The organism is Magnetospirillum moscoviense (assembly GCF_001650635.1).
Classification (GTDB): Bacteria; Pseudomonadota; Alphaproteobacteria; order Rhodospirillales; family Magnetospirillaceae; genus Magnetospirillum; species Magnetospirillum moscoviense.
In genome coordinates this window covers 59,039-80,449 of the sequence record NZ_LWQU01000152.1, presented here as the reverse complement: position 1 = coordinate 80,449, position 21,411 = coordinate 59,039, and the positions used below count along the sequence as shown (strand labels likewise).

The following is a 21,411-nucleotide window of genomic DNA, read 5'->3' as shown; positions in this document are numbered from 1 at the left end:
TGAATGCAACGGGTCAAGCTCGACCGGATCGACCGCCGTATCCTGGCGGATCTGCAAGCCGACGGTCGGATGACCAACGTCGAATTGGCGCGGCGTGCGGGCATTTCCGCGCCGCCCTGCCTGCGCCGTGTCCGCGCCCTGGAAGAGGCGGGCTACATCCGTGGCTACCACGCCGAGATCGAGCCGCACGCCCTGGGCTTCAACGTCACCGTTTTCGCCCATGTCGGTCTGAACAGCCAGGCCGAGGCCGATCTCAAGGCGTTCGAGGAACTGGTGCTGGCCTGGCCCGAGGTGCGCGAGTGCCACATGCTGGCCGGCGAGACGGATTTCCTTTTGAAGATCGTCGCCCATGACTGGGACGATTATCAGCGTTTCCTGACCACCAAGCTGACGGCGGCTCCCAACATCAGCCACGTCAAGAGCAGCTTGGCCATCCGCAATTCCAAGCACCAGCCGGGCATCCCCATCGATGTCGAGGCCGGTCCCGAAGTCGACGAGGACGAGCGCTGATGCGCGGGTCCGCCGCCTGGATCGCGGTCCTGGTGGCGACCTTGCTGCCGATGTCCGGCTGGGCGGCGGGTGGTGGCGGCGGAGCGGACAAGCCGGCGCCGCCCTCGATCGCCATCCAGAAGCGGATGCTGAAGCCGGCCCCCACCGTGCTTGACCCGATCGGCGGCTTCCGCGTCGCCATCACCCAGGTCAGCTATCCCGGCGTGCCGGAACGCAGCGCGTGCCGCCTGTTGGCCCGCGCCTTCAACACCGGCACCGAGAAGGTCGGCCTGTTCCTGATGATCCACACCTTCGACAGCCATAAGGTGCCGCTGAATTCGTGGCTGATCCCGACCGCCGAGGTGGCCCCCGGCCAGTCGATCGAGCGGATCTATTCGTGCAAGCTGGCGCAATACCTGAAACTGGACGTCGGCAATGCCGGGGCCTGGCCGGCCATCTGCAAGGTCGGCGGCGAGGAACGCTCGCCCTGCCCGGTGACCTTGAACTTCGAGGCCAATCTCGAACTGATCGAGAAATAGGCCCCACCGCCCAGCCCGATTGCCCACGGCCCCCATCGGCGGTATAACCCGGCGATGTTCGCCAAGGCTGCCAAGATACTCAAGATCGTCGCCATCAACCTGCTGGTGCTGCTGGCCCTGGTGGCGGCGGCCGAGCTGTGGTTCGGGACGTGGCTGTCCTCGGATCCGCTGGACAAGCTGGGCCTGCCGCGCGGGGTGGCGACGACCGTCGATGCCTCCAGCCTTTATGCCGGCGGCGGCACCCACCCGTTCCGCCGTGACCGCTGGGGCTTTCGCGGCGAGGTCGATCCGGCCCGGGTCAACATCGTCACCATCGGCGGCAGCACCACCAACCAGCTTTATTTGCCGGAAGACCAGACCTGGCTGGCGGTGATGGAACGGCGTCTGGTCGAACTGGGCCGCGACGGCGTGGTGGTGGCCAATGCAGGCATCGATGGCCAAAGCACCATCGGCCACCTCAAGGCCATGGAGGAATGGTTGCCCCATGTGCCGGGCCTGAAGCCGCGCTTCGTCATCGTCTATGCCGGCATCAACGACATCCACATCACCGGGGCGTGGGTCGATGACCTGAAGCAGCAATCGCTGGTCAAGATCATCCGCCAGCAAAGCGCCGTGCTGGGCCTGATCGACCGATTGACCGGGCTGGTCGCCGCCAAACGGGCGCGCCTGACCCACGAGCCGGTCGATTGGTCCAAGGCACAATGGACCGACGTGCCCAACAAGCCCGATTGGCGGTCCGATCAGACCGCCTCGCATCCAGAATCCTACCGCAAGCGCTTGGCGCTGCTGGCCGAGCGCATCCACGCCATGGGGGCGGTGCCGGTCTTCGTCACCCAGCCGCGCGGCGATTACCGGGTGGTCGGAGGCAAGGTGCAGGGCCTGGCCGCCGCCGACGGACTGAACGGGATCGATCATTACCGCCTGCTGACCGAGATGAACCGCGCCACCGTGCAGGTGTGCCGCGACGAAGGCCTGTTGTGCCTGGACCTCGCCCGCGAGTTGGTGTTCGAGCAAGGCGACTTCTACGACCGCCTGCACAACACTCCGCAAGGGGCGGCCAAGATCGGCCGCTGGCTGGCCGAACGCCTCGCGGGACTGGTATAGCGTTTGGATTAAAGGTAAGAATACCTCCCCTTTTTGGAGTCAGGTGACCGTGGTGATGGACGACAAGCTGGTGATTGCCCTGCCCAAGGGACGCATCCTCGACGAAGCGATGCCCCTGGTGCGCGCCGCCGGAATCGAGCCCGAGGCCGAGTTCGACAATCCCAAGACCCGCCTGTTGCGGTTCGCCACCAACCATCCCCATATCGACATCATCCGCGTGCGCTCGTTCGACGTCGCCACCTTCGTGGCGTTCGGCGCCGCTCATCTGGGAATCGCCGGTAACGACGTGCTGATGGAATTCGATTATCCGGAAATCTATGCTCCGCTGGACCTGGGCATCGGCGCTTGCCGCCTGTCGGTGGCCGAGCCGGTGGATCTGGCCCTGACCGACGATCCCCGCCGCTGGAGCCATGTCCGCATCGCCACCAAATACCCGGAAGTGACCCGGCGCTATTTCGCCGAGCATGGCGTCCAGGCCGAGTGCGTCAAGCTGAACGGCGCCATGGAGTTGGCGCCGTCGCTGGGGCTGTGCTCGCGCATCGTCGATCTGGTCTCGACCGGATCGACCTTGAAGGCCAACGGCCTGAAAGAGGTCGAGGTGATCGCCCAGGTGACCAGCCGGCTGATCGTCAATCGCGCCGCCCTGAAGACCCGTCCGGCCGAGATGACCGGCTGGATCGATTCCTTCCGCAATGCCTGCGAGGGCCGTGATGCAGCGGCTTGACGCGGCCGCCGCCGACTTCGAGCAGGCCTTCGCCGCCCTGCTGGACGACAAGCGCGAGACCGCCGCCGACGTCAATGATTCCGTCGCCGCCATCATCGCCGATGTCCGCGCCCGGGGCGACCAGGCGCTGATCGATTATACCGCCCGCTTCGACCGGCTGCCCGGCCTGACGCCCTCGGGCCTGGCCATCCCCGCCGCCGAGGTCGATGCCGCCCTGGCCCGTGTGCCGGCCGAGCTGATGGCCGCGCTGGAACTGGCGGCCGAGCGGATTCGCGACTTCCACCGCCGCCAATTGCCCGAGGGCTATCAGTACACCGATGCGGCCGGCGTACGGCTGGGCTGCCGCTGGACCGCCGTCCAGGCCGCCGGCCTGTATGTGCCGGGCGGCACCGCCGCCTACCCGTCCTCGGTGCTGATGAACGCCATCCCGGCCAAGGTGGCCGGTGTCGGCCGCTTGGTGATGGTGGTTCCCACCCCCGACGGCCAGTTGAACCCGCTGGTGTTGGCCGCCGCCCGGCTGGCCGGCATCGACGAGATCTACCGCATCGGCGGTGCCCAGGCGGTGGCCGCCCTGGCCTATGGCACGGCGACCATCCGCCTGGTCGATAAGATCGTCGGTCCCGGCAACGCCTATGTCGCCGCCGCCAAGCGCCAGGTTTTCGGCGCGGTCGGCATCGACATGATCGCCGGCCCCTCGGAAATCCTGGTGGTGGCCGATGGCGCCAACGACCCGGCCTGGATCGCCGCCGATCTGCTCTCCCAGGCCGAGCACGATACCGCCGCCCAAAGCATCCTGATCACCGACGATGCGGCCTTCGGCGAGCGCGTCGCCGCTGCCGTCGAGACCCATCTGGCGACCTTGCCGCGCGCCGCCATCGCGCGGGAAAGCTGGAACGCCCACGGCGCCATCGTCACCGTGTCCCACCTGGACCAGGCGGTGGCCCTGATCGACCGCATCGCGCCCGAGCATCTTGAACTGGCGGTGGCCGACCCCGACGCCCTGGCCGCCAAGGTCACCAATGCCGGCGCCATCTTCCTGGGCCGCTATACCCCGGAAGCGGTCGGCGATTATATCGGCGGCCCCAACCATGTGCTGCCGACGGCGCGCTCGGCGCGCTTCTCGTCGGGGCTGGGGGTGCACGACTTCATGAAGCGGACCACGCTGCTGGGCTGCGACGCCCAATCGTTGCGGGCCATCGGCCCGGCGGCGGTGGCGCTGGCGGCGGCCGAGGGCTTGGGCGCCCACGGCCTGTCTGTGGCGCTGCGCCTGAACATTCCCAGGAGCTGACCCAAATGCCGCATCGGCAACGGCTGGGTCACATCCAGCTCGACGAAAAGACCATGGTGCGCAGGAAGCCCGAGGTCGAGCACGAGCGCAACATCGCCATCTACGACCTGCTGGAGGAGAATTATTTCGCTCCCCAGGGCGGCGACTTCACGGGTCCCTATCATCTGCATCTTCGGCTCGAGGACAACCGGCTGATCTTCGACGTCCGCCAGCCCGACGACCAGCCGCTGACCCAGGTGCCGCTGCCGCTACGGCAGTTCCAGTCGATCGTGAAGGATTACTTCCTGGTCTGCGAAAGCTATTACAGCGCCATCAAGACGGCGCTGCCGTCGCAGATCGAGGCCATCGACATGGGCCGGCGCGGCCTGCACAACGAGGGTTCGGAATTGCTGCGCGACCGCCTGGCCGGGCGGATCGATGTCGATTTCGACACCGCGCGCCGGTTGTTCACGTTGATCTGCGTTCTGCATATCCGAGGATAGTCATGGCGGCAGACCTTCCAGGCGCCGTCCTGTTCTGTTGCACCTTTAATTCCGTCCGCTCGCCGATGGCCGAGGGGATCATGAAACGCCTGCACGGCAAGCGGATCTTCATCGATTCGGTGGGCGTCAAGCATGGCGAGCTGGACCCTTTCGTGGTGGCGGTGATGGACGAGATCGGCATCGACGTCTCGCGCCACAAGCCCCGGACCTTCGACGATCTTGAGGATTCCAGCTTCGACGTGGTGGTGTCGCTGAGCCCAGAGGCCCAGCACAAGGCGGTCGATCTGGTCCGCCACTTCGCCTGCGAGGTGGAATACTGGCCGACCTTCGACCCGACGGCGGTGGAAGGCAGCCGCGAGACCCGGCTGGACGCCTATCGCCAGGTCCGGGACGAATTGTGGCGCCACATCCGCGACCGTTTCCCGCCGGCGGGGATGTCGCGGGAATAGGGGGGGCGTTCTGCCGAACCCCTTTATTTCATCATCCCCGCCACCTGAATCCCCGCAGGCCCCGCGATGACCAGGAACAGCACCGGCAGGAAGAACAGGATCATCGGCACCGTCAGCTTGGCCGGCAGCGCCGCCGCCTTCTTCTCGGCGGCGGTCAGGCGGGCGTCGCGGTTTTCCTGACTTAAGACCCTCAAGCCCACCGAAACCGGCGTGCCGTATTTCTCGGCCTGCAGCAAGGTGGTGGTCAGGCTTTTCACCGCGGCCAGGCCGGTGCGGTCGGCGAAATTCTCGAAGGCCTGGCGGCGGTCGGACAGGAAGGCCAGTTCCGCCCCGGTCAGGCCGATCTCTTCCGACATTTCAGGGCTGCTGTCGGCCATTTCGGCGGTGACGCGGGCGAAGGCGGCCTCGATCGACAGGCCGGCCTCGACGCAGATCACCATCAGGTCCAGCGCGTCGGGGAAGGCCCGGGTCAGCACCTGCTGGCGCTTCTGGATGGCGTTGGTCAGCAAGATCGCCGGCAGCACCGCGCCGAACCAGGTGGCGCCTGCCACCATCGCCAGCTTCATGATGGTCGGCTTGTCGGCGAACACCCCCGAGACATAAAGCAGCGACAAAGCCAGGAAGCCGACCGGGCAGGCCAGGCGGGCGAACAGGAAGTTCAGCATGGTCGACGGCCCGCGCCAGCCGGCCTGGGCCAGGCGGCGGCGAAGATTGCGGTCGTCCAGCCAGGCCGACAGCTTCAGCCGGGCCAGCAAGGCCTTGACCAGGCCTTCATGGCGATGGGGCTGCAGGCGGGCACGGGTGTTGAAGCCGGCCAGGCGCGATTGCGACAAGGTCTCGCGCTGGGCGGCCACCGCCTTCAGGCGCGAGCCGCGCTGGCTGCGGATCAGCAAGGGCAGGCCCACCGCCAGCACCGACGAAAAGGCGGCCAGGAAGGAAAGGGCGGTGATCAGGTCGGGCAGGGTCAGGGACATCGCCGCCTCCTACATGTCGAAGTGGATCATGCGGCGCATCACCAGCGCGCCCATGAACATCATCAGGCCGCCGCCGGCCAGCATCAGGTTGCCGGCATTGGTGGTGAACAGCAGGCCGATATATTGCGGCGCGATCACCGCCAGCAGCGAGCCCACCGCGATGGGCAACGAGCCGATGATGCCGGCCGAGGCCTTGGCCTCGCTCGACATCGCCTGGGCCTTGTCGCGCATCTTCTTGCGGCTGCGCAGGACGTCGGCCAGCTTGGACAAGGTCTCGGCCAGATTGCCGCCGGTGGTCTGCTGGATCGACAGCACGATGGAAAAGAAACGAAATTCCGGCGTCGGCATGCGATCGACGGTGCGGGCCAGGCATTCATCCAGCGTCAGGCCCAGCCGCACGCCCTCGGTGATCAGGCGGAACTCCTCGCCGACCGGGTCGGGCATCTCGCGGCCGACGATGATCAGGCACTCGCCCAGCGGCAGGCCCGAACGCACACCGCGAATGATGATGTCCAGCCCGTCGGCGAACAAGGCGTTGAAGCTGGCGCGGCGGCGGTTGATCAGGATGCTCAAGGTCAGTTTCGGCAGGCCCAGCAGGCCCGAGACCAGGATCAGCGGCAGGCCCAGGGCCGGCAGGCGGGCCAGCCACCACAATGCGGTCAAGCTAAGGCCAGCGGCGATGGACATCACCACGAAGCGGGCGGGCGTGATGGTCAGGCCGGCATGGATCAGCGCCTGGCGCAGGCGGCCGGTGCGGCTGGTGGATTGGCGGGTTTCCTCGACCGCCTTCAGCTTGGCGGCGACGTTGCGTTTCCTGGGGCCGGCGGCCAGCGGGCGGGCCTTGTCGCCCTGACCGGTAATGGCGCCGATGCGCCGCTTCAGGCGCGCGCGCGGCCCGGTCAGGTGCTGGACCATCAGCGCGCCGGCCGCGATCAGCGCCGCCAACAGGACCAACACCAGCATCAGCACCGAGGTCGGCACCAGGCTCAGCACCTCGATCAGGCTGTCCAGCACCATGTTGGCTTGGCGGTCAGGCATGGCTGTCCTCCAACGCTTCGGCCAGTTCGCGCTCGCGGCCGAAATAGCGGGCCCGTTCCCAGAAACCGGGACGCAGGCCGGTGAAACGGTGCCGGCCCAGGATGCGCCCTTGCGCGTCCTCGCCGGTGATTTCGAACACCATCAGGTCCTGCAGCGTCACCACCTCGCCTTCCATCCCCATGACCTCGGTGACGTGGGTGATGCGGCGCGAGCCGTCGCGCAGGCGGGCGGCCTGGACGATCACCTGCACGGCGCCGGCGATGTGTTCGCGCACCGTCTTGGCCGGCAGGTTATAGCCGCCCATGGCGATCATGTTCTCGATGCGGCTGATGGCCTCGCGCGGGTTGTTGGCGTGGATGGTGCCCATCGACCCGTCATGGCCGGTATTCATCGCCTGCAACAGGTCGAACGCCTCGGGGCCGCGCACCTCGCCGACGATGATGCGTTCGGGCCGCATGCGCAGGCAGTTCTTGACCAGGTCGCGCATGGTGATCTGGCCGACCCCTTCCAGGTTGGGCGGACGGGTTTCCAGGCGCACCACGTGGGGCTGCTGCAATTGCAGCTCGGCGGCGTCCTCGCAGGTGACGATGCGCTCGCCCTCGTCGATATAGCGGGTCAGGCAGTTGAGCAGCGTGGTCTTGCCCGAGCCGGTGCCGCCCGAGACGATGGTGTTGATGCGGCACGCCCCGATGATCTGCAAAAGCCTGGCCCCGGCCGGATTGATCGAGCCGAAGCCCACCAGCTTTTCCAAGGTCAGCTTGTCGCGCTTGAACTTGCGGATGGTCAGCGTCGGGCCGTCGATGGCCAAGGGCGGCGCGATGACGTTGACGCGCGAGCCGTCGGCCAGGCGGGCGTCGCAGATCGGGCTGGATTCATCGACGCGCCGGCCGACCGCCGAGACGATGCGCTGGCAGATATTCATCAATTGGGCATTGTCGCGGAACTTGATGTCGGTCAGCTGGATCTGGCCGTCGGTCTCGATATAGACCTTGTCATAGCCGTTCACCATGATGTCGGCGATGTCGTCGCGCGCCAGCAGCGGCTCCAGCGGCCCCAGGCCCAGCACGTCGTCGCAGATTTCCGCCACCACACTGTGCTGCTCGGCCGCCGACAGCGTCAGTTGGCGCATGGTGATGATCTCGGCGATGATGTCGCCGATTTCCTCGCGCACCGAACCGCGATCCAGCCGGGCCAGTTCGGCGACATCGACCGCGTCGATCAGGTCGGCGAAGACGGTCGCCTTCAGGGCCTGCAGGCGCTGGTCGGGCTCGGCCGCCACCGCAGCCGGCGCCGCCGCCACGACCTTGTCGTCGCGCACCGGCGCGGCGGGTCGAGAGGGGGCGGGGCTGGCGCGGCGGCCGAACATCGATGAAATCCTTCGATCAGGCGGTGGCCTTGGCGGGGATCAGGCGGCGAAACAACTCGTTCAGACGGTCGGCCGACAGACCCTTGGCGGCTCGTGCCGGCAGGGGGCGGCCGGCGATCGTGGCGGCCAGATCGGTGAAGGCCTGGCTTAAGCGGTGGTTGCGCCCGCAGCTTTCGGCGATCATCTGGCCGGCATTGGCCGCCTCGCCCACGGCCTGCGGCTCATAGGCCAGGCAGGCGGTCGGCTTGATCTTCAAGGTGTCCTGGAAATCGGCGGCGGTCAACTGGACCTTGCGGGCGGCGTCGCGCTGGTTCAGCACCAGGCGCAGGCCGGTCTCGCCGCCGCGCCGGGCGGACAATTGGTCCAGCAGGTTGCGGCAATCGCGCAAGGATGCAAGGTCGGGACGGGCCACCACCAGCACCTCGTCGGCCTGGGCCAGCAGGGCGACGGTCCAGTCGGTCCACAGATGCGGCAGGTCCAGCACCACCATGGGCGCCGACTGGCGCGCCAGGTCCACCAGCTTTTCCACCGCGTCCACCGTCACCACCGGGAAGTCGCGCAGGTTGCCGGCGGTCGACAGCACCTTCAGATGGTCGCCGCGTTCGACCATGAAGCGGTCCAGCAGCACGCCGTCCAGACGGTCGGGCTGGGACAGGGCTTCGGCCACCGACTGGCGCGGTTCCAGGTTGAAGGCCAGCGCCGCCGTGCCGAAAGCGAGGTCCAGATCGACCAGCACGACGTCCTGGCCGGCGCCGTCGGCCAGCGCCCAGGCGACATTGTGGGCGACGGTGCTGGCGCCCGCGCCGCCGCGCGCACCGATGGTGGCGATCAGGCGGCCGCGCGGGGCGGCGGCGGGGTCGCGGAACAGCGCCTTGACGCTGGCGGCCAGGGTGGGGCCATCGACCGGGGCCAGCAGATAGTCGGCGACCCCCTGGCCGATCAGGCGGCGATAGATGGCGATGTCGTTGACGGTGCCGATGACCACGACCTTCAGGCCGGGCTCGACCATTTCGGCCAAGGCCTCGAGTTCGGCCATCAAGCCTTCGGCATCGGACCCCGATTCCACCACCAGGATATCGGGCGAGGGATGGCGGCCGTAATGGGCGGTGGCGGCCTGGATGCCGCCGGTCTGGATCGCCAGGGTGGTGCGCAGGAAGGCGCGGTCGCCCGGCAAATATTCCAGCGCGGCCGATGTCGCGGGCGAAAGCGCGAAGGCGTCAAGGGTGAGCTTGGGGATCATGGCGAACCTCGTCACTTGCCGCTGGTGGTGTTGCCGGTCTGGGTGGTGGTGGTGGTGTAGGACCCCACCTCCTTGGGCGCGGCGATGGTCTGGCCCTTCTGGTACTTGCCCAGGATGTCGGCTGCGCGCTCGCCGTCGCGGCCCGAGACCGGCCGGGCCGATTCCAGGTCGCGCGGGTCGGCGGCCATCAGGGCGATGTTGCGCTGGACGGCGCAGCCAAAATTGTCGGTGTTGCGGTTGCCGTTGTTCCAGTTTAGCGGGTTGGTCCAACTGCCGCATTCGGGCGCCTTGGCGACATGGTGCGGATAGGACAGCACCGCCATGCCGGTATCGCCGGGTTTGGAATCCCACACCAGGCGGGCCTTGATCTCGGCGGCGCGCACGCCGCGCGCCATCAATTCCTGGGCCAGCTTTTCGGCGCTGTCCCGGGCCTGGGGATCGTCTTCGCCGGCGGCCACCACGGCCAGTTCCAAGGGGCCGGCGCCCCGGCGCAGGTAATCGGCGGCGAAGGCCGACAGGCGGCGGGCATCATCGACCGGCAGCGGCGTCTGGACCACCAGGCGGGCCTCGGTGCGGTGGACGCTGACGGGATGGGCCAGGCGGGTGTCGAAGTCGGCCAGATCGACCGGCTGGGCGCAGGCGGCGAGCGTCAGGGCGGCGAGCGGGACAAGAAAGCGCTTCATGACGGTCACTCCACGATATAGCCGACCGGCCCCTGCAGCGGGTTGCCGCCGCGGGTGTCGAGCGGACGCTTGACGTAGACCTCGTGCAGTTTGCCGAGGAAGATCTGATCCATGTCGGACGCCGGCGCGAAGCCGTCGGTGGGCAGGGCGATCTGCTTGGGATCGACCGGCTTGGCCAGCATGGCCGACACCATCACCACCAGCTCGGTCTCGGCGCGCTGGAAGCTGGACGACCTGAGCAGCGAGCCGATGATCGGGATGTCCATGGCGCCGGGCATGCCGTTCAGGCCGCTGACGATGTCGTTTTGCAGCATGCCGGCGATCATCACGCTGCCGCCCGACGGCAATTCCACGGTGGAATTGGCCCGGCGCACGGTGAAGGCCTTGATGGTGATGGTACCGGTGCTGAACGGCACCTGGACCGAGTTGGTCGAGGACAGGGCCGAGACCTCGGTGGCGATCTTCAGCGAGATGGCGCCGGAATCCAGCACCACCGGCAGGAAGGACAGCGACACGCCGAACGGCTTGTACTCGATCTTGATGGTGTCCTTGTCGGGCACCGGGATCGGATATTCGCCGCCCGCCAGCATCGAGGCCGATTCGCCCGACACCGCCATCAGGTTGGGCTCGGCCAGGTTCTTGACCAGGCCCTGCTTTTCCAGCATGCGCAACGAGTTGGTCAGGTTGTTCAGCGCCGAGGCGGTGACCACGCCGGCGATCTCGGTGCCCAGGCCGACGGGCGTGGTCGACAGCGCCAAGGAGCCGGCCAAGCCGCCGCCCAGACCGGTCGAGGTCAGGGTGTTGGTCATGCCCAGTTCCTTCAGCACCGACTTCTGCATCTCGGCGACGCGGACCTGCAGCAGCACCTGCTGGTCGGCGGCGACCTTGATCATGCTGATCACCTTGTCGTCGGCCGACACGAAGCGCCGGGCGATGGCGCGGGCCTGGGCGGCGACGCCGTCGGACCGCACCGAGCCGGACAGGACCAGGGTGTCGCCGGTGCCGACCACGTCCAGGCGGTCGTCGGGCAGCAGGCGGGCCAGGGCGTCCTTGACCGCGTCGGTGTCGGGATGGACGTTGACCTCGATCCGGCGGATCAGGTGGCCGGCGGAATCCATCACGAACAGGTTGGTGTCGCCGATCTTGCGCCCTTGCAGGAACAATTGGGTGTTCGAACGCACCAGCACCTCGGCCACCTCGGGGTTGCCGACGATGATGTCGCGCACGGCGGCCGGCAGGTCGATCTGGGTGGTCTTGTTCAGCGCGACGCCGATCACTTCCGGGGCCTGGCGGGCCGGGCCGCCAGGTGTCTTTTGGCCGGGCTTCAGGGCGATGACCGACAAGGGCGCCTGGTTGACCTGGGGGCGCGGGGCGGCAAGGGGGGCGGGCGGCTGTTCCGAGGCCGAAGCCGGCAGGCTCAGAAGCAACGCCAACGCCATCAGGGGAAGCGTGCGGGTCATGGTCAGTTCCCTTCGACCGAAAGCTTGCCGCCGCGATTGACGCGGATTCCACTGCCGCCACCCGATTGTTGCGGGCGGCCGCCGGCATAGGCTGAGAGCGCCTTGGAAAGGCTGGTGTCCGAGGTGTAGTGGCGCCCCGTCGCCGGGGCGGATTCCTGAGCGACCGCCAGGCTGCGCAGCGACAGGCTAAGTGCGCCCATCATGCCGGCGGTGGCCAATTGCTCGGCCTGGTCCGGGGTGACTTCCAACAGGGCGATCTTGCCGACCAGGGCGGTGTCGGTGGCCTGGCCGGGCTTGACCGCCTGGTCGATGGCCAGGACGCGGATGTCGGTCAGGATGGTCTCGGCGGCGAACTTGGCGGCGATGCCGGGCTGCGGCTGGGTGGCTCCGGTCAGGCGCGACAGGTCGGCGGTCAGCACCACATCGACCCGGTCGCCCGGCAAGATGAAGCCGGACGCGGCGTTGTTGGCGCCAATCGAGATGGCGACGGCGCGGGCGCCGGGCGTCAGCATGCCGGCCATCACCCCGGCCTGGCCGGGCTTGAACAGCAGCTCGCGGCGGATCGGCTCGCCCGCCGCCAGCGGCCGGCGGACATGCTGGCCGATGGCGGCGGCCAGCGGGTCGGCCGAGCCTTCGGCCTTGACCAGGAAGCGGGTGTCGTCGCCATCGACCGGCCAGGATTGCCATTTCACGTCGGCCGAGGCCAAGGCCGTTCCGGCGACGACGTCGCGGGCGGCGACCAGAACCGACTTGGCCGGCTCGAGCACCCGTTCGGCGGCGACGGGGCGGTTGTTCTGGTCCAGGAAGCGCTTGGCCAGGAAGGCGGTCAGGCCGGCCACGGCCAGGGCGAAGACGACCAGGAACAAGGTGACGGGGCGCATGGCTTCCTCCCGCTACAGGACCGCGCTGTTGCGCAGCCAGAAATCAAGCCCACCCGCCGCGATGGCGATGCCGTAAGGCAGCCGGCGGGATTCTCCGGCCGGGGGCAGGCACAAGACGGCCAGGGCAAGAACGCCCCCGGCCAGGCTGGTGGTGATCAGGAACCGGCCCAGTTCGTCGAAGCCGGTCCACAAGGCGCAGGCGGCCAGCAATTTGGCATCGCCGCCGCCCAGGATGTTGCGGGCGAAAGCCACGGCCGCCACCGCCATGATCGCCAGGCCGGCGGCCAGGTGCACCAGCAGCAGCCACGGGTCGTCGAAACGGATCCATGCCCACGGCAGGAAGGCCAGCGCTACCACAGCGGTCAGCGGATTGGGCAGCCGGAAGCTGCATCCGTCGATGAACGCCGCGGCCAGCATCATGGCCACGAAGGCGCCTTCCGCGCCGATTGTGAGGAGATCGCCCATCCCTAAGCTTCCATCTCACAAAAAGAAAACTCCCCGAGCAAGCCCAAGGCCGGGGAGTTGAGGGTCAGAAGGGTCTGTCCCACTCGCGGGCGGCGGCGGCGCGCGTTTGGCGCCGCCGGCTTCGCCCGTCCCGGCCATCAGCCGCCCAAGGCAGTCTGGATGGCGGTGAAGGCGGTGTTCAATCCGCCGCCGACGGCCGTCACGGCGGTGACGATGACAACGCTGATCAGGGCGGCGATCAGGCCGTACTCGATGGCGGTGGCGCCCGACTCGTCCTTCTGGATCTTGCGGAACATGAACATGGCTTTTCTCCTTTTCTACGGAGGGCTCGGAATTGAGGCCCATCCCCCGGTGGTGTGTCGTGAATAACTTGGGTTGTTCCGTGTACTCATGACTACCGTGATATTGAAAATATGCCATAAGTGAATGTGTTGCAACAAAAATATAAATGAATAAGTACTGTACTAATTAATACTCAAGAACGTTTTATTTAAAAAGGCAATAAGATAAAATTTTATCCAATTTTATATCAATGTTCTTATTGTGCGTTGATTGTTATCCGTGTTGGTGTCAGCGTTCATTGTCGCCATCTAGGGTCGATGCCCCTTTCGAAGCTCATACAAAAGGCGTAATCTGGCTGAAATGAGGGGCGTGGCAGGGGGTCACGATGGCTTCACTCGATGAACGGCAGGGAGGGCCTGGTCTGCGGCGCTTGCGGGCGCTGATCGTCGGCCTGTTGGCCGGGTGGTCGGCGCTGGTTGGCGGTTCGTTGGCGTGGAACCTGCACAACGAGGCGCGTCAGACCCTGGACGTGGCCACCCGCGAGGCCCGCGTCCATTTCAACAAGGACTATTCCTTCCGCCGCTGGGGCACGCGCCATGGCGGCGTCTATGTGCCGATCGACGAACGCACGCCCCCCAATCCGTACCTGCCCGACATGGCCGACCGCGAGGTGAGATTGCCGTCCGGGCGGATGCTGACCTTGATGAATCCGGCCTATATGGTCCGCCAGATGATGGATGAGTTCTCGGACGCCTATGGTGTGCGCGGCCGCATCACCAGCTTAAGGCCGTTGAATCCCAGCAATGCGCCCGACCCGTGGGAACGCGCCGCGCTCGAAAAGTTCGCGCGTTTCGAGGTCGACGAGGTACTCGAGTTGGTCACCATCGACGGCCAGCCGCAATTGCGGCTGATGCGGGCGATGATCACCGAGCCCGGTTGCCTGAAGTGCCACGCCGCCCAAGGCTATCAGGCCGGCGATATCCGGGGCGGCATTGGCGTCACCCTGCCGATGGACGGGTTCTACGCCATCCAGGCCAAGGCCGAGCGCGCCCAATTCACCACCCATGGGGCCATCTGGGTGGTGGGTGTCGCCGGAATCGCGTTTGCAGGCAGCCGCACCCGCCGCCGCCTGGAAGAAGAGGTCGAGGAGGACCGTCAATTCAGGCGCCTGTCGCACCACAACGAATTGATCCTGCAATCGGTCGGCGAGGGCATCGTCGGCATCGATCCCCATTGCGTCATCACGTTCTTCAATCCCGCGGCCGAGCATCTGCTGGGCTGGTCGGCCGACCAGGTGCGGGGCCAGGGGCTGTCCAAGTTGCTGTTGTGCGGCGAAGGGGGGGATCATTTCTGTCCCGGCGACGGCAAGGGATGCGCCACCATCCATTCCGGCAAGGCCCGCCAGACCTCGACCGAGCGGCTGCTGTGCGCCGACGGTCGCGAATTGGCGGTCAGCCTGCGCACCACCCCGGTGGTCGAGGATGGCGAGATCCTTGGTGCGGTGGTGGTGTTCGACGACATTTCGGAACGGCTTGAAAGCGAGCGTTTGACCGGCGAATTGATGGAACGCCTGACCCGCTCGAACCGCGATCTGCAGGACTTCGCCTATGTGGTGTCCCACGACCTGCAAGAGCCGTTGCGCATGGTCAGCGCCTATCTCGGCCTGATCAAACGGCGTTACTCCGACCGTCTGGACAAGGACGGGGTGGAGTTCATGGGCTTCGCCGTCGATGGCGCCCAGCGCATGAGCCGGATGATTTCCGATCTGGTGGATTTGTCCCGCGTCGAGACCAGGGGCGGCGAGTTCGCCCCGGTCGATATGAACCAACTGGTCGCCGAGGTCCTGGTGGTGCTGTCCTTGGCGATCGAGGAGGAAGGCGGGCAGGTCCGCGTCGAAGGGACCCTGCCGCCGGCCATCGGCGATCGCGGCCAGTTGATACGACTGATGCAGAACCTGGTCGCCAACGCCCTGAAATATCGTCAGCCGGGGCAACCGGCCCAGGTGGTGATCTCGGGCCATCAGGATGACGGCCGCTGCTTCTATAGCGTGGCCGACAACGGCATCGGCATCGCGCCTGACAACCATCAGCGCATCTTCGTGATCTTCCAGCGTGCCTGCGACGGCGAGGTCTATTCCGGCACCGGTGTCGGCCTGGCGGTGGTCAAGCGCATCGTCGAGCGCCATGGCGGGGCCATTACGGTGGAGAGCGAAGTCGGCCAAGGCAGCCGCTTCACCTTCGACCTGCCTGCTCTGGGGTGACTTTCCAAGGCCAAATGCGCTATATCAAGCGCCCGGCCTTCCCCGCAGGTGTCAGATCAACCGATGTCGTCGCGCCCCTATCGTCAGATCAATCGTCGCAAGTCGCGTCTGATCCATGTCGGCTCGGTGCCGGTGGGCGGCGATTCGCCCATCACCGTCCAGACCATGACCAACACGCTGACCACCGACGTCGCCGGCACCGTCGCCCAGATCCATCGGGCGGAAGCGGCCGGCGTCGATATCGTCCGCGTCTCGTGCCCGGACGAGGATTCCACCAAGGCCCTGGCCGACATCATCCGCCAGGTCCATGTGCCGGTGGTGGCTGACATCCATTTCCACTATCGCCGCGCCATCGAGGCGGCCCAGGCGGGGGCGGCCTGCCTGCGCATCAATCCCGGCAATATCGGCAGCGCCGACCGGGTGCGCGAGGTCGTCCAGGCAGCCAAGGACCATGGCTGCTCGATGCGCATCGGCGTCAATGCCGGCTCGCTGGAAAAGCATCTGCTGGAAAAATTCGGCGAGCCCTGCCCGGAAGCGCTGGTGGAAAGCGCGCTGGAGCATGCCCGCATCCTGGAAGACAACGATTTCTTCGAGTTCAAGATCTCGGTCAAGGCGTCCGATGTGTTCCTGGCGGTGGCGGCCTATCAAGGGCTGGCGGCGGCCTGCGACTATCCGCTGCACCTGGGCATCACCGAGGCCGGAGGCCTGATCGGCGGCACCGTCAAGTCGGCCATCGGCATCGGCAACCTGCTGTGGGCCGGCATCGGCGACACCATCCGGGTGTCGCTGTCGGCCCCGGTCGAGGAAGAGGTCAAGGTCGGCTATGAAATCCTGAAAAGCTTAGGCATCAGGGCCAGGGGCGTGCGCATCGTCTCGTGTCCGTCCTGCGCGCGCCAGGGCTTCGACGTGGTCTCGACGGTCGAGGCGCTGGAAAAGCGTCTGGCCCACATCACCGCCCCGGTGACGCTGTCGATCATCGGCTGCGTCGTCAACGGCCCCGGCGAGGCGCGCGAGACCGATATCGGCCTGACCGGCGGCGGCGGCGAGGCGCACATGGTCTATGTCGCCGGTACGCCCGATCACAAGATCGACAGTCCGGCGATGCTGGACCACATCGTCGAATTGGTGGAACGTAAGGCGGCGTCCCTGGACGCGGCGAAACAAAAGGGGTGACATCTTGGCCGGCCTGCAACCCGTTCGCGGAACCCACGACCTGCTGCCCGACGATTCCCGGCGCCACCGCCACGTCGAGGACACCGCCTTTCAGCTGGTTCGCCGTTACGGCTATGGCGAGATCGTCACGCCCATCTTCGAATTCACCGAAGTCTTCGCCCGCACCCTGGGGGAGACCTCGGACGTCGTCACCAAGGAGATGTACACCTTCTCGATGAAGGAAGGGGAATCCATCACCCTTCGGCCCGAGGGCACGGCCGGCGTGGCCCGGGCCTTCATCTCGAACGGGTTGGCCCAGTCACTGCCGCTGAAGCTGTTCTATCGCGGTCCGATGTTCCGCCACGAGCGCCCGCAAAAGGGCCGCCAGCGCCAGTTCCACCAGGTCGGCGTCGAGTTCCTGGGCGTCGCCGACCCCCTGGCCGACATCGAGACGGTGTCCATGGGCTTCCGCTTCCTGGAAGCGCTGGGGCTGGGCGACAAGGTGACGCTGGAACTGAACACCCTGGGCGACCAGGAAAGCCGCGAGGCCTATCGCAACGCCCTGATCGCCTATCTCGACCCGTTCCGCTCGGGCCTGTCCGAGGAAAGCCGCGCCCGGCTGGACAAGAACCCGCTGCGGGTCCTGGATTCCAAGGATGAGGGCGACAAGAAGATCGTCGCCGCCGCCCCCTTGATGACCGATTGCCTGACGCCGTCGGCCAAGGATTATTTCGATCAATTGTGCCAGGGTCTGACCGACATCGGCGTGCCGTTCACCGTCAATCCCCGGCTGGTGCGTGGCCTGGATTATTACTGTCACACCGCCTTCGAGTTCACCACCACGGCTTTGGGCGCCCAAGGAACCGTGCTGGCCGGCGGCCGCTATGACGGCCTGATCGGCCAGATGGGCGGCCCGGCCACCCCGGGCATCGGCTGGGCCGCGGGCGTCGAGCGGCTGTCGATGCTGGTGGGCGACATCGCCGCCACCGACCGTCCGGTGGCCATCGTTCCCATGGGCAACGCCCCCCAGGCGATGGTGCTGGCCGACCGCCTGCGCGCGGCGGGGATCAGTGTCGAGCTGGGCTTTTCCGGCAATATGAAGAAGCGCATGGCCCGCGCCGACAAGGCCGACGCCCGGGCGGTGGTGATCCTGGGCGAGGACGAGATGGCGCGCGGCGCCGCCACCGTGCGCGACCTGGACAGCGGCAGCCAGACCGAGGTGGCGCTGGACCGTCTGACGGAGCATCTGCTGGCCCGATGAGCCAGGCCCACGCCCCCCGCCTGCTTGTCGTGGGCGCCAACCATCGGTCGGCGTCGTTGTCATTGCGCGACCAGATGTTCATCGACGATGCCATGGTGGGCGCCTTCCTGGGGGGACTGAAGGCGGCCGGCCTGCACGAGGCGCTGGTGCTGTCCACCTGCGACCGGGTCGAGGTGTGGGCGTCGCATCACGACGACGATCTGTGCGCCCGCCTGGTGGCCGAGGCCTTTGCCGCCCGCACCGGGCTGTCCCCGGCGGCGCTGTCCGGCCAGCTTTACGAATGGGCCGGCCCCGACGCCGTTCGCCATGTCTTCACCGTCACCGCCTCGCTGGATTCGTTGGTGATCGGCGAGCCACACGTGCTGGGGCAGGTCAAGACCGCCCACCGCCTGGCCCGCGATGCCGGTACGGTCGGCCCGGAACTGGAAACCGTGCTGCAGGCCGCCTATGGCGCCGCCAAGATCGTGCGCAGCGAGACCCGCATCGGCGAAGGCCCGGTGTCGATCGCCGCCGCCGCCGTGCAGATGGCGCGCGAAGTCCATGGCGAGCTGGGCCGTGCCAAGGGGCTGTTGGTCGGGGCCGGCGACATGGGCGAACTGGTGGCGGAAAGCCTGTTGGCGGCCGGCTTGTCGTGGCTGGCGGTCACCGCGCCCCGGGCCAGCCGGGCCGAAACGCTGGCCGAAGCGCTGAACGCCCACGTCATGCCGTTCGAGACCTTGCGCGAGGCGCTGGCCGAGGCCGACATCGTCGTCTGTTCCATGGGCGGGCGCACCGTCCAGCTGACCACCGACATGATCGGCGCCGCCCTGAAGAAGCGCCGCCGCAAGCCGGTCTTTCTGGTCGATGCCGGCATTCCCGGCGACATCGAGCCGGCGGTCAACCGCCTGGACGGCGCCTTCCTGTACGATCTGTCCGACCTGGAGCGGGTAGCGCTTGAGGGCCGTTCGGGCCGCGAGCAGGCGGCGCGCGCGGCGCGCACCGTGCTGGACAATGAGATCAACGGCTTCCTGAAGGGCCGGGCCGGCCGCGCCGCGGTGCCGGCCATCGTCGCCCTGCGCCAGCGCTTCGAGGAAAGCCGCGAGGCGGTGCTGGCTGAAGCCGGCACCGATGCTGCCCTGGCCACTCGCCTGCTGGTCAACCGCCTGCTGCATGCGCCGACCGAGGCGATGAAGGGGGCGGCGGCCGAAGGCGCCGAGTGGAAGGCGATGGAAAAGACGCTGAAAGCCCTGTTCCGATTGGATTGAGACGAGATGAACCTGGAAGCCCAACTGGACAAGGTCCTTTACCGCTACGACGAACTGCACGCCATGCTGGCGGCGGGCGATGGCGCCTCGTTCGCCAAGCTGTCGAAGGAACTGTCGGATCTGGAACCGGTGGCGAACGCCGTGCGCGCCCTCAAGAAGGCCCGGGCCGACATGATCGAGGCCGAGCAGATGATGGCCGATCCCGACATGAAGGAGTTGGCCGCCGAGGAATATTACGCGCTGAAGGAAAGCCTGCCCGGGCTTGAGCGCGAGGTGCAGCTGATGCTGCTGCCCAAGGACGAGGCCGACGAAAAGAACGCCATCCTGGAAGTCCGCGCCGGCACCGGCGGCGAGGAAGCGGCCCTGTTCGCCGCCGAGCTGTTTCGCATGTACGAGCGCTATGCCTCGGGCCGGGGCTGGCGTTTCGAGGTGATGGATTCCAACGACACCGGCATCGGCGGCATGAAGGAAGCCACCGCCACCATCACCGGGCGCGGCGTGTTCGCCCGGCTGAAGTTCGAATCCGGCGTCCACCGGGTCCAGCGGGTGCCGGCCACCGAATCTGGCGGGCGCATCCACACCTCGGCCGCCACCGTGGCGGTGCTGCCGGAAGCCGAGGATGTCGATATCCAGCTGGACGAAAAAGACCTGCGCTTCGACGTCTACCGGTCCCAGGGCTCGGGCGGACAGTCGGTCAACACCACCGATTCGGCGGTGCGCGTCACCCACATTCCCACCGGCCTGGCGGTGGCCTGCCAGCAGGAAAAAAGCCAGCACAAGAACAAGGCCACCGCCTTGAAGCTGCTCAGGTCCCGCCTTTACGAGATGGAGCGCGAGGCCAAGGACGCCGAACGCGCCGCCAACCGCAAGAGCCAGGTGGGATCGGGCGACCGCTCGGAACGCATCCGCACCTATAATTTCCCGCAAGGCCGCGTCACCGACCACCGCATCAACCTGACCCTTTACAAGATCGACGAGGTGATGAACGGCACCGCGCTCGACGAGGTGGTCGAGGCGCTGATCGCCGCCGACCAGGCCGAGCGGATGGCGGAGATGGGCGATTGATCCTGCTTTTTCCGTCATGGCCGGGCTTGATCCGGCCATCCATAACCCCGTCGGCACCAATGCCGCCACTGTCGATCCCCGGGTCAAGCCCGGGGGTGACGGATTGCAGGGGGAACAGATGATATTGGCCGGCGCCTGGGTGGCGGCCCTGGCCGAGCGCTTCGCCGCCGCCGGCATATCGGATTCCCGCTTCGATGCCCGCCTGCTGGTGGCCGAAGTGCTGGGGCTCACCCCCGGTCGGCTGACCGCCTTTCCCGAAACCGCCGTCAGCCCAGCCCAGGCCGCCCGGCTGGAGGAACTGGCCGCCCGGCGCGCCGCGCGCGAGCCGATGAGCCATGTGCTGGGCCATCGCGGCTTCTGGACCCTGGATCTGGCGGTCACCCAGGACACGCTGGCGCCGCGCCCGGACACCGAAACCCTGGTCGAGGCGGTGCTGGCCCGCATCGCCGATCGCACGGCCCCCCTGCGCCTGCTGGATCTTGGCACCGGCACCGGTTGCATCCTGCTGGCGCTGTTGAGCGAGTTGCCCAACGCCACCGGCTTAGGCATCGATCGCTCGGCCGGCGCGCTGGCGGTGGCGGCGGCCAACGCGCGGGCCAACCATCTTGACGGCCGCGCCGGTTTCCAACTGGGCGACTGGAGCCAAGGCCTGGCCGGGCCGTTCGACGTCATCGTCTCGAACCCGCCCTATATCCCCGATGGCGACATCGACGCGCTCGAGCCGGAAGTGGCCCGGTTCGAACCGCGCGGCGCCTTGGCCGGCGGTGCCGACGGATTGGATTGCTACCGCCTGCTGGCGCCGCAGATGGCGGCCTTGGCCGCGCCCGGCGGCATCGTCGCCTTCGAGGTCGGCCAGGGGCAGGATGGCGCCGTCGCCCGGTTGATGGAACAAGCCGGCCTGTGCGCAGCTGATGTGGTCGCCGACCTTGCCGGAATCGGCCGCTGCGTTATTGCGGCTGCGTAAA

Annotated in this window: 22 protein-coding genes; 13 read left to right on the top strand and 9 right to left on the bottom strand. The window is 67.2% G+C overall.

Going from position 1 to position 21,411, the window contains the following annotated elements; genetic code table 11:
- Positions 1 to 3: 3 nt before the first annotated feature.
- The 7 genes from A6A05_RS13465 to A6A05_RS13435 are packed head-to-tail and all read left to right on the top strand — an operon-like array spanning position 4 to position 5,075.
- Entirely contained in the window at positions 4 to 510 is a 507-nt protein-coding gene (locus A6A05_RS13465; protein ID WP_068502047.1) for an Lrp/AsnC family transcriptional regulator, read from the top strand.
- Positions 510 to 1,028 carry a hypothetical protein gene (locus tag A6A05_RS13460; RefSeq protein WP_068502043.1) on the top strand — a complete coding sequence of 173 codons (519 nt, stop codon included), beginning with the start codon at positions 510 to 512 and terminating at the stop codon, positions 1,026 to 1,028. The genes A6A05_RS13465 and A6A05_RS13460 overlap by 1 nt, the downstream gene beginning before the upstream one ends.
- Before the next feature lie 54 nt (positions 1,029 to 1,082).
- Positions 1,083 to 2,132 carry an SGNH/GDSL hydrolase family protein gene (locus tag A6A05_RS13455; protein ID WP_068502041.1) on the top strand — a complete coding sequence of 350 codons (1,050 nt, stop codon included), beginning with the start codon at positions 1,083 to 1,085 and terminating at the stop codon, positions 2,130 to 2,132.
- A 49-nt stretch (positions 2,133 to 2,181) separates the two neighbouring features.
- A complete protein-coding gene (gene hisG / locus A6A05_RS13450) occupies positions 2,182 to 2,856 on the top strand; it encodes an ATP phosphoribosyltransferase (protein WP_156521058.1) in 675 nt (224 codons plus the stop codon).
- Complete coding sequence (gene hisD, locus A6A05_RS13445) at positions 2,840 to 4,144, top strand: histidinol dehydrogenase (RefSeq protein ID WP_172822281.1); 1,305 nt, start codon at positions 2,840 to 2,842, stop codon at positions 4,142 to 4,144. The genes hisG and hisD overlap by 17 nt, the downstream gene beginning before the upstream one ends.
- Positions 4,145 to 4,149: 5 nt before the next feature.
- A complete protein-coding gene (locus A6A05_RS13440; protein WP_068502030.1) occupies positions 4,150 to 4,626 on the top strand; it encodes a UPF0262 family protein in 477 nt (158 codons plus the stop codon).
- Between the two features lie 2 nt (positions 4,627 to 4,628).
- Positions 4,629 to 5,075, top strand: coding sequence for an arsenate reductase ArsC (locus A6A05_RS13435; RefSeq protein WP_068502029.1), 447 nt, complete (start codon positions 4,629 to 4,631; stop codon positions 5,073 to 5,075).
- 23 nt (positions 5,076 to 5,098) lie between these two features.
- Here A6A05_RS13435 and A6A05_RS13430 read toward each other — a convergent pair whose 3' ends face one another.
- The 9 genes from A6A05_RS13430 to A6A05_RS13390 all read right to left on the bottom strand — a co-directional run bounded on the left by A6A05_RS13430 (position 5,099) and on the right by A6A05_RS13390 (position 13,484).
- A complete protein-coding gene (locus A6A05_RS13430; protein WP_068502026.1) occupies positions 5,099 to 6,049 on the bottom strand; it encodes a type II secretion system F family protein in 951 nt (316 codons plus the stop codon).
- 9 nt (positions 6,050 to 6,058) lie between these two features.
- Positions 6,059 to 7,087 (bottom strand): type II secretion system F family protein, encoded by a 1,029-nt coding sequence (locus A6A05_RS13425; protein WP_245644298.1) that lies wholly within the window; start codon positions 7,085 to 7,087, stop codon positions 6,059 to 6,061.
- A complete protein-coding gene (locus A6A05_RS13420; RefSeq protein WP_068502022.1) occupies positions 7,080 to 8,453 on the bottom strand; it encodes a TadA family conjugal transfer-associated ATPase in 1,374 nt (457 codons plus the stop codon). Before A6A05_RS13420 ends, A6A05_RS13425 begins: the two co-directional genes overlap by 8 nt.
- A 16-nt stretch (positions 8,454 to 8,469) precedes the next feature.
- Positions 8,470 to 9,693 carry a CpaE/TadZ family protein gene (locus tag A6A05_RS13415; RefSeq protein WP_068502019.1) on the bottom strand — a complete coding sequence of 408 codons (1,224 nt, stop codon included), beginning with the start codon at positions 9,691 to 9,693 and terminating at the stop codon, positions 8,470 to 8,472.
- An 11-nt stretch (positions 9,694 to 9,704) separates the two neighbouring features.
- Complete coding sequence (locus A6A05_RS13410) at positions 9,705 to 10,376, bottom strand: CpaD family pilus assembly protein (protein ID WP_156521055.1); 672 nt, start codon at positions 10,374 to 10,376, stop codon at positions 9,705 to 9,707.
- Between the two features lie 5 nt (positions 10,377 to 10,381).
- A complete protein-coding gene (locus tag A6A05_RS13405; protein ID WP_068502013.1) occupies positions 10,382 to 11,836 on the bottom strand; it encodes a type II and III secretion system protein family protein in 1,455 nt (484 codons plus the stop codon).
- 2 nt (positions 11,837 to 11,838) lie between these two features.
- Complete coding sequence (gene cpaB, locus A6A05_RS13400; RefSeq protein ID WP_068502011.1) at positions 11,839 to 12,717, bottom strand: Flp pilus assembly protein CpaB; 879 nt, start codon at positions 12,715 to 12,717, stop codon at positions 11,839 to 11,841.
- A 12-nt stretch (positions 12,718 to 12,729) separates the two neighbouring features.
- Positions 12,730 to 13,182: an A24 family peptidase gene (locus tag A6A05_RS13395; RefSeq protein ID WP_068502008.1), complete on the bottom strand. Its 453-nt coding sequence runs from the start codon at positions 13,180 to 13,182 to the stop codon at positions 12,730 to 12,732.
- A 137-nt stretch (positions 13,183 to 13,319) separates the two neighbouring features.
- Positions 13,320 to 13,484 carry a Flp family type IVb pilin gene (locus A6A05_RS13390; protein ID WP_068502005.1) on the bottom strand — a complete coding sequence of 55 codons (165 nt, stop codon included), beginning with the start codon at positions 13,482 to 13,484 and terminating at the stop codon, positions 13,320 to 13,322.
- 365 nt (positions 13,485 to 13,849) lie between these two features.
- On the opposite strand from A6A05_RS13390, the gene A6A05_RS13385 reads away from it, so the two are divergent.
- The 6 genes from A6A05_RS13385 to prmC all read left to right on the top strand — a co-directional run bounded on the left by A6A05_RS13385 (position 13,850) and on the right by prmC (position 21,410).
- A complete protein-coding gene (locus A6A05_RS13385; RefSeq protein ID WP_082910955.1) occupies positions 13,850 to 15,724 on the top strand; it encodes an ATP-binding protein in 1,875 nt (624 codons plus the stop codon).
- Positions 15,725 to 15,787: 63 nt separating this feature from the next.
- Complete coding sequence (gene ispG / locus A6A05_RS13380) at positions 15,788 to 16,897, top strand: flavodoxin-dependent (E)-4-hydroxy-3-methylbut-2-enyl-diphosphate synthase (protein WP_068501999.1); 1,110 nt, start codon at positions 15,788 to 15,790, stop codon at positions 16,895 to 16,897.
- A 4-nt stretch (positions 16,898 to 16,901) separates the two neighbouring features.
- Complete coding sequence (gene hisS, locus A6A05_RS13375; protein WP_068501996.1) at positions 16,902 to 18,137, top strand: histidine--tRNA ligase; 1,236 nt, start codon at positions 16,902 to 16,904, stop codon at positions 18,135 to 18,137.
- The gene (hemA, locus tag A6A05_RS13370) at positions 18,134 to 19,381 is read left to right on the top strand and encodes a glutamyl-tRNA reductase (protein ID WP_068501994.1); all 1,248 of its coding nucleotides are present in this window, start codon (positions 18,134 to 18,136) and stop codon (positions 19,379 to 19,381) included. Before hisS ends, hemA begins: the two co-directional genes overlap by 4 nt.
- A gap of 6 nt (positions 19,382 to 19,387) precedes the next feature.
- Positions 19,388 to 20,446: a peptide chain release factor 1 gene (prfA, locus tag A6A05_RS13365; protein ID WP_068501991.1), complete on the top strand. Its 1,059-nt coding sequence runs from the start codon at positions 19,388 to 19,390 to the stop codon at positions 20,444 to 20,446.
- Between the two features lie 16 nt (positions 20,447 to 20,462).
- The gene (prmC, locus tag A6A05_RS13360; protein ID WP_342670022.1) at positions 20,463 to 21,410 is read left to right on the top strand and encodes a peptide chain release factor N(5)-glutamine methyltransferase; all 948 of its coding nucleotides are present in this window, start codon (positions 20,463 to 20,465) and stop codon (positions 21,408 to 21,410) included.
- The last annotated feature ends 1 nt before the right edge of the window (position 21,411 follow it).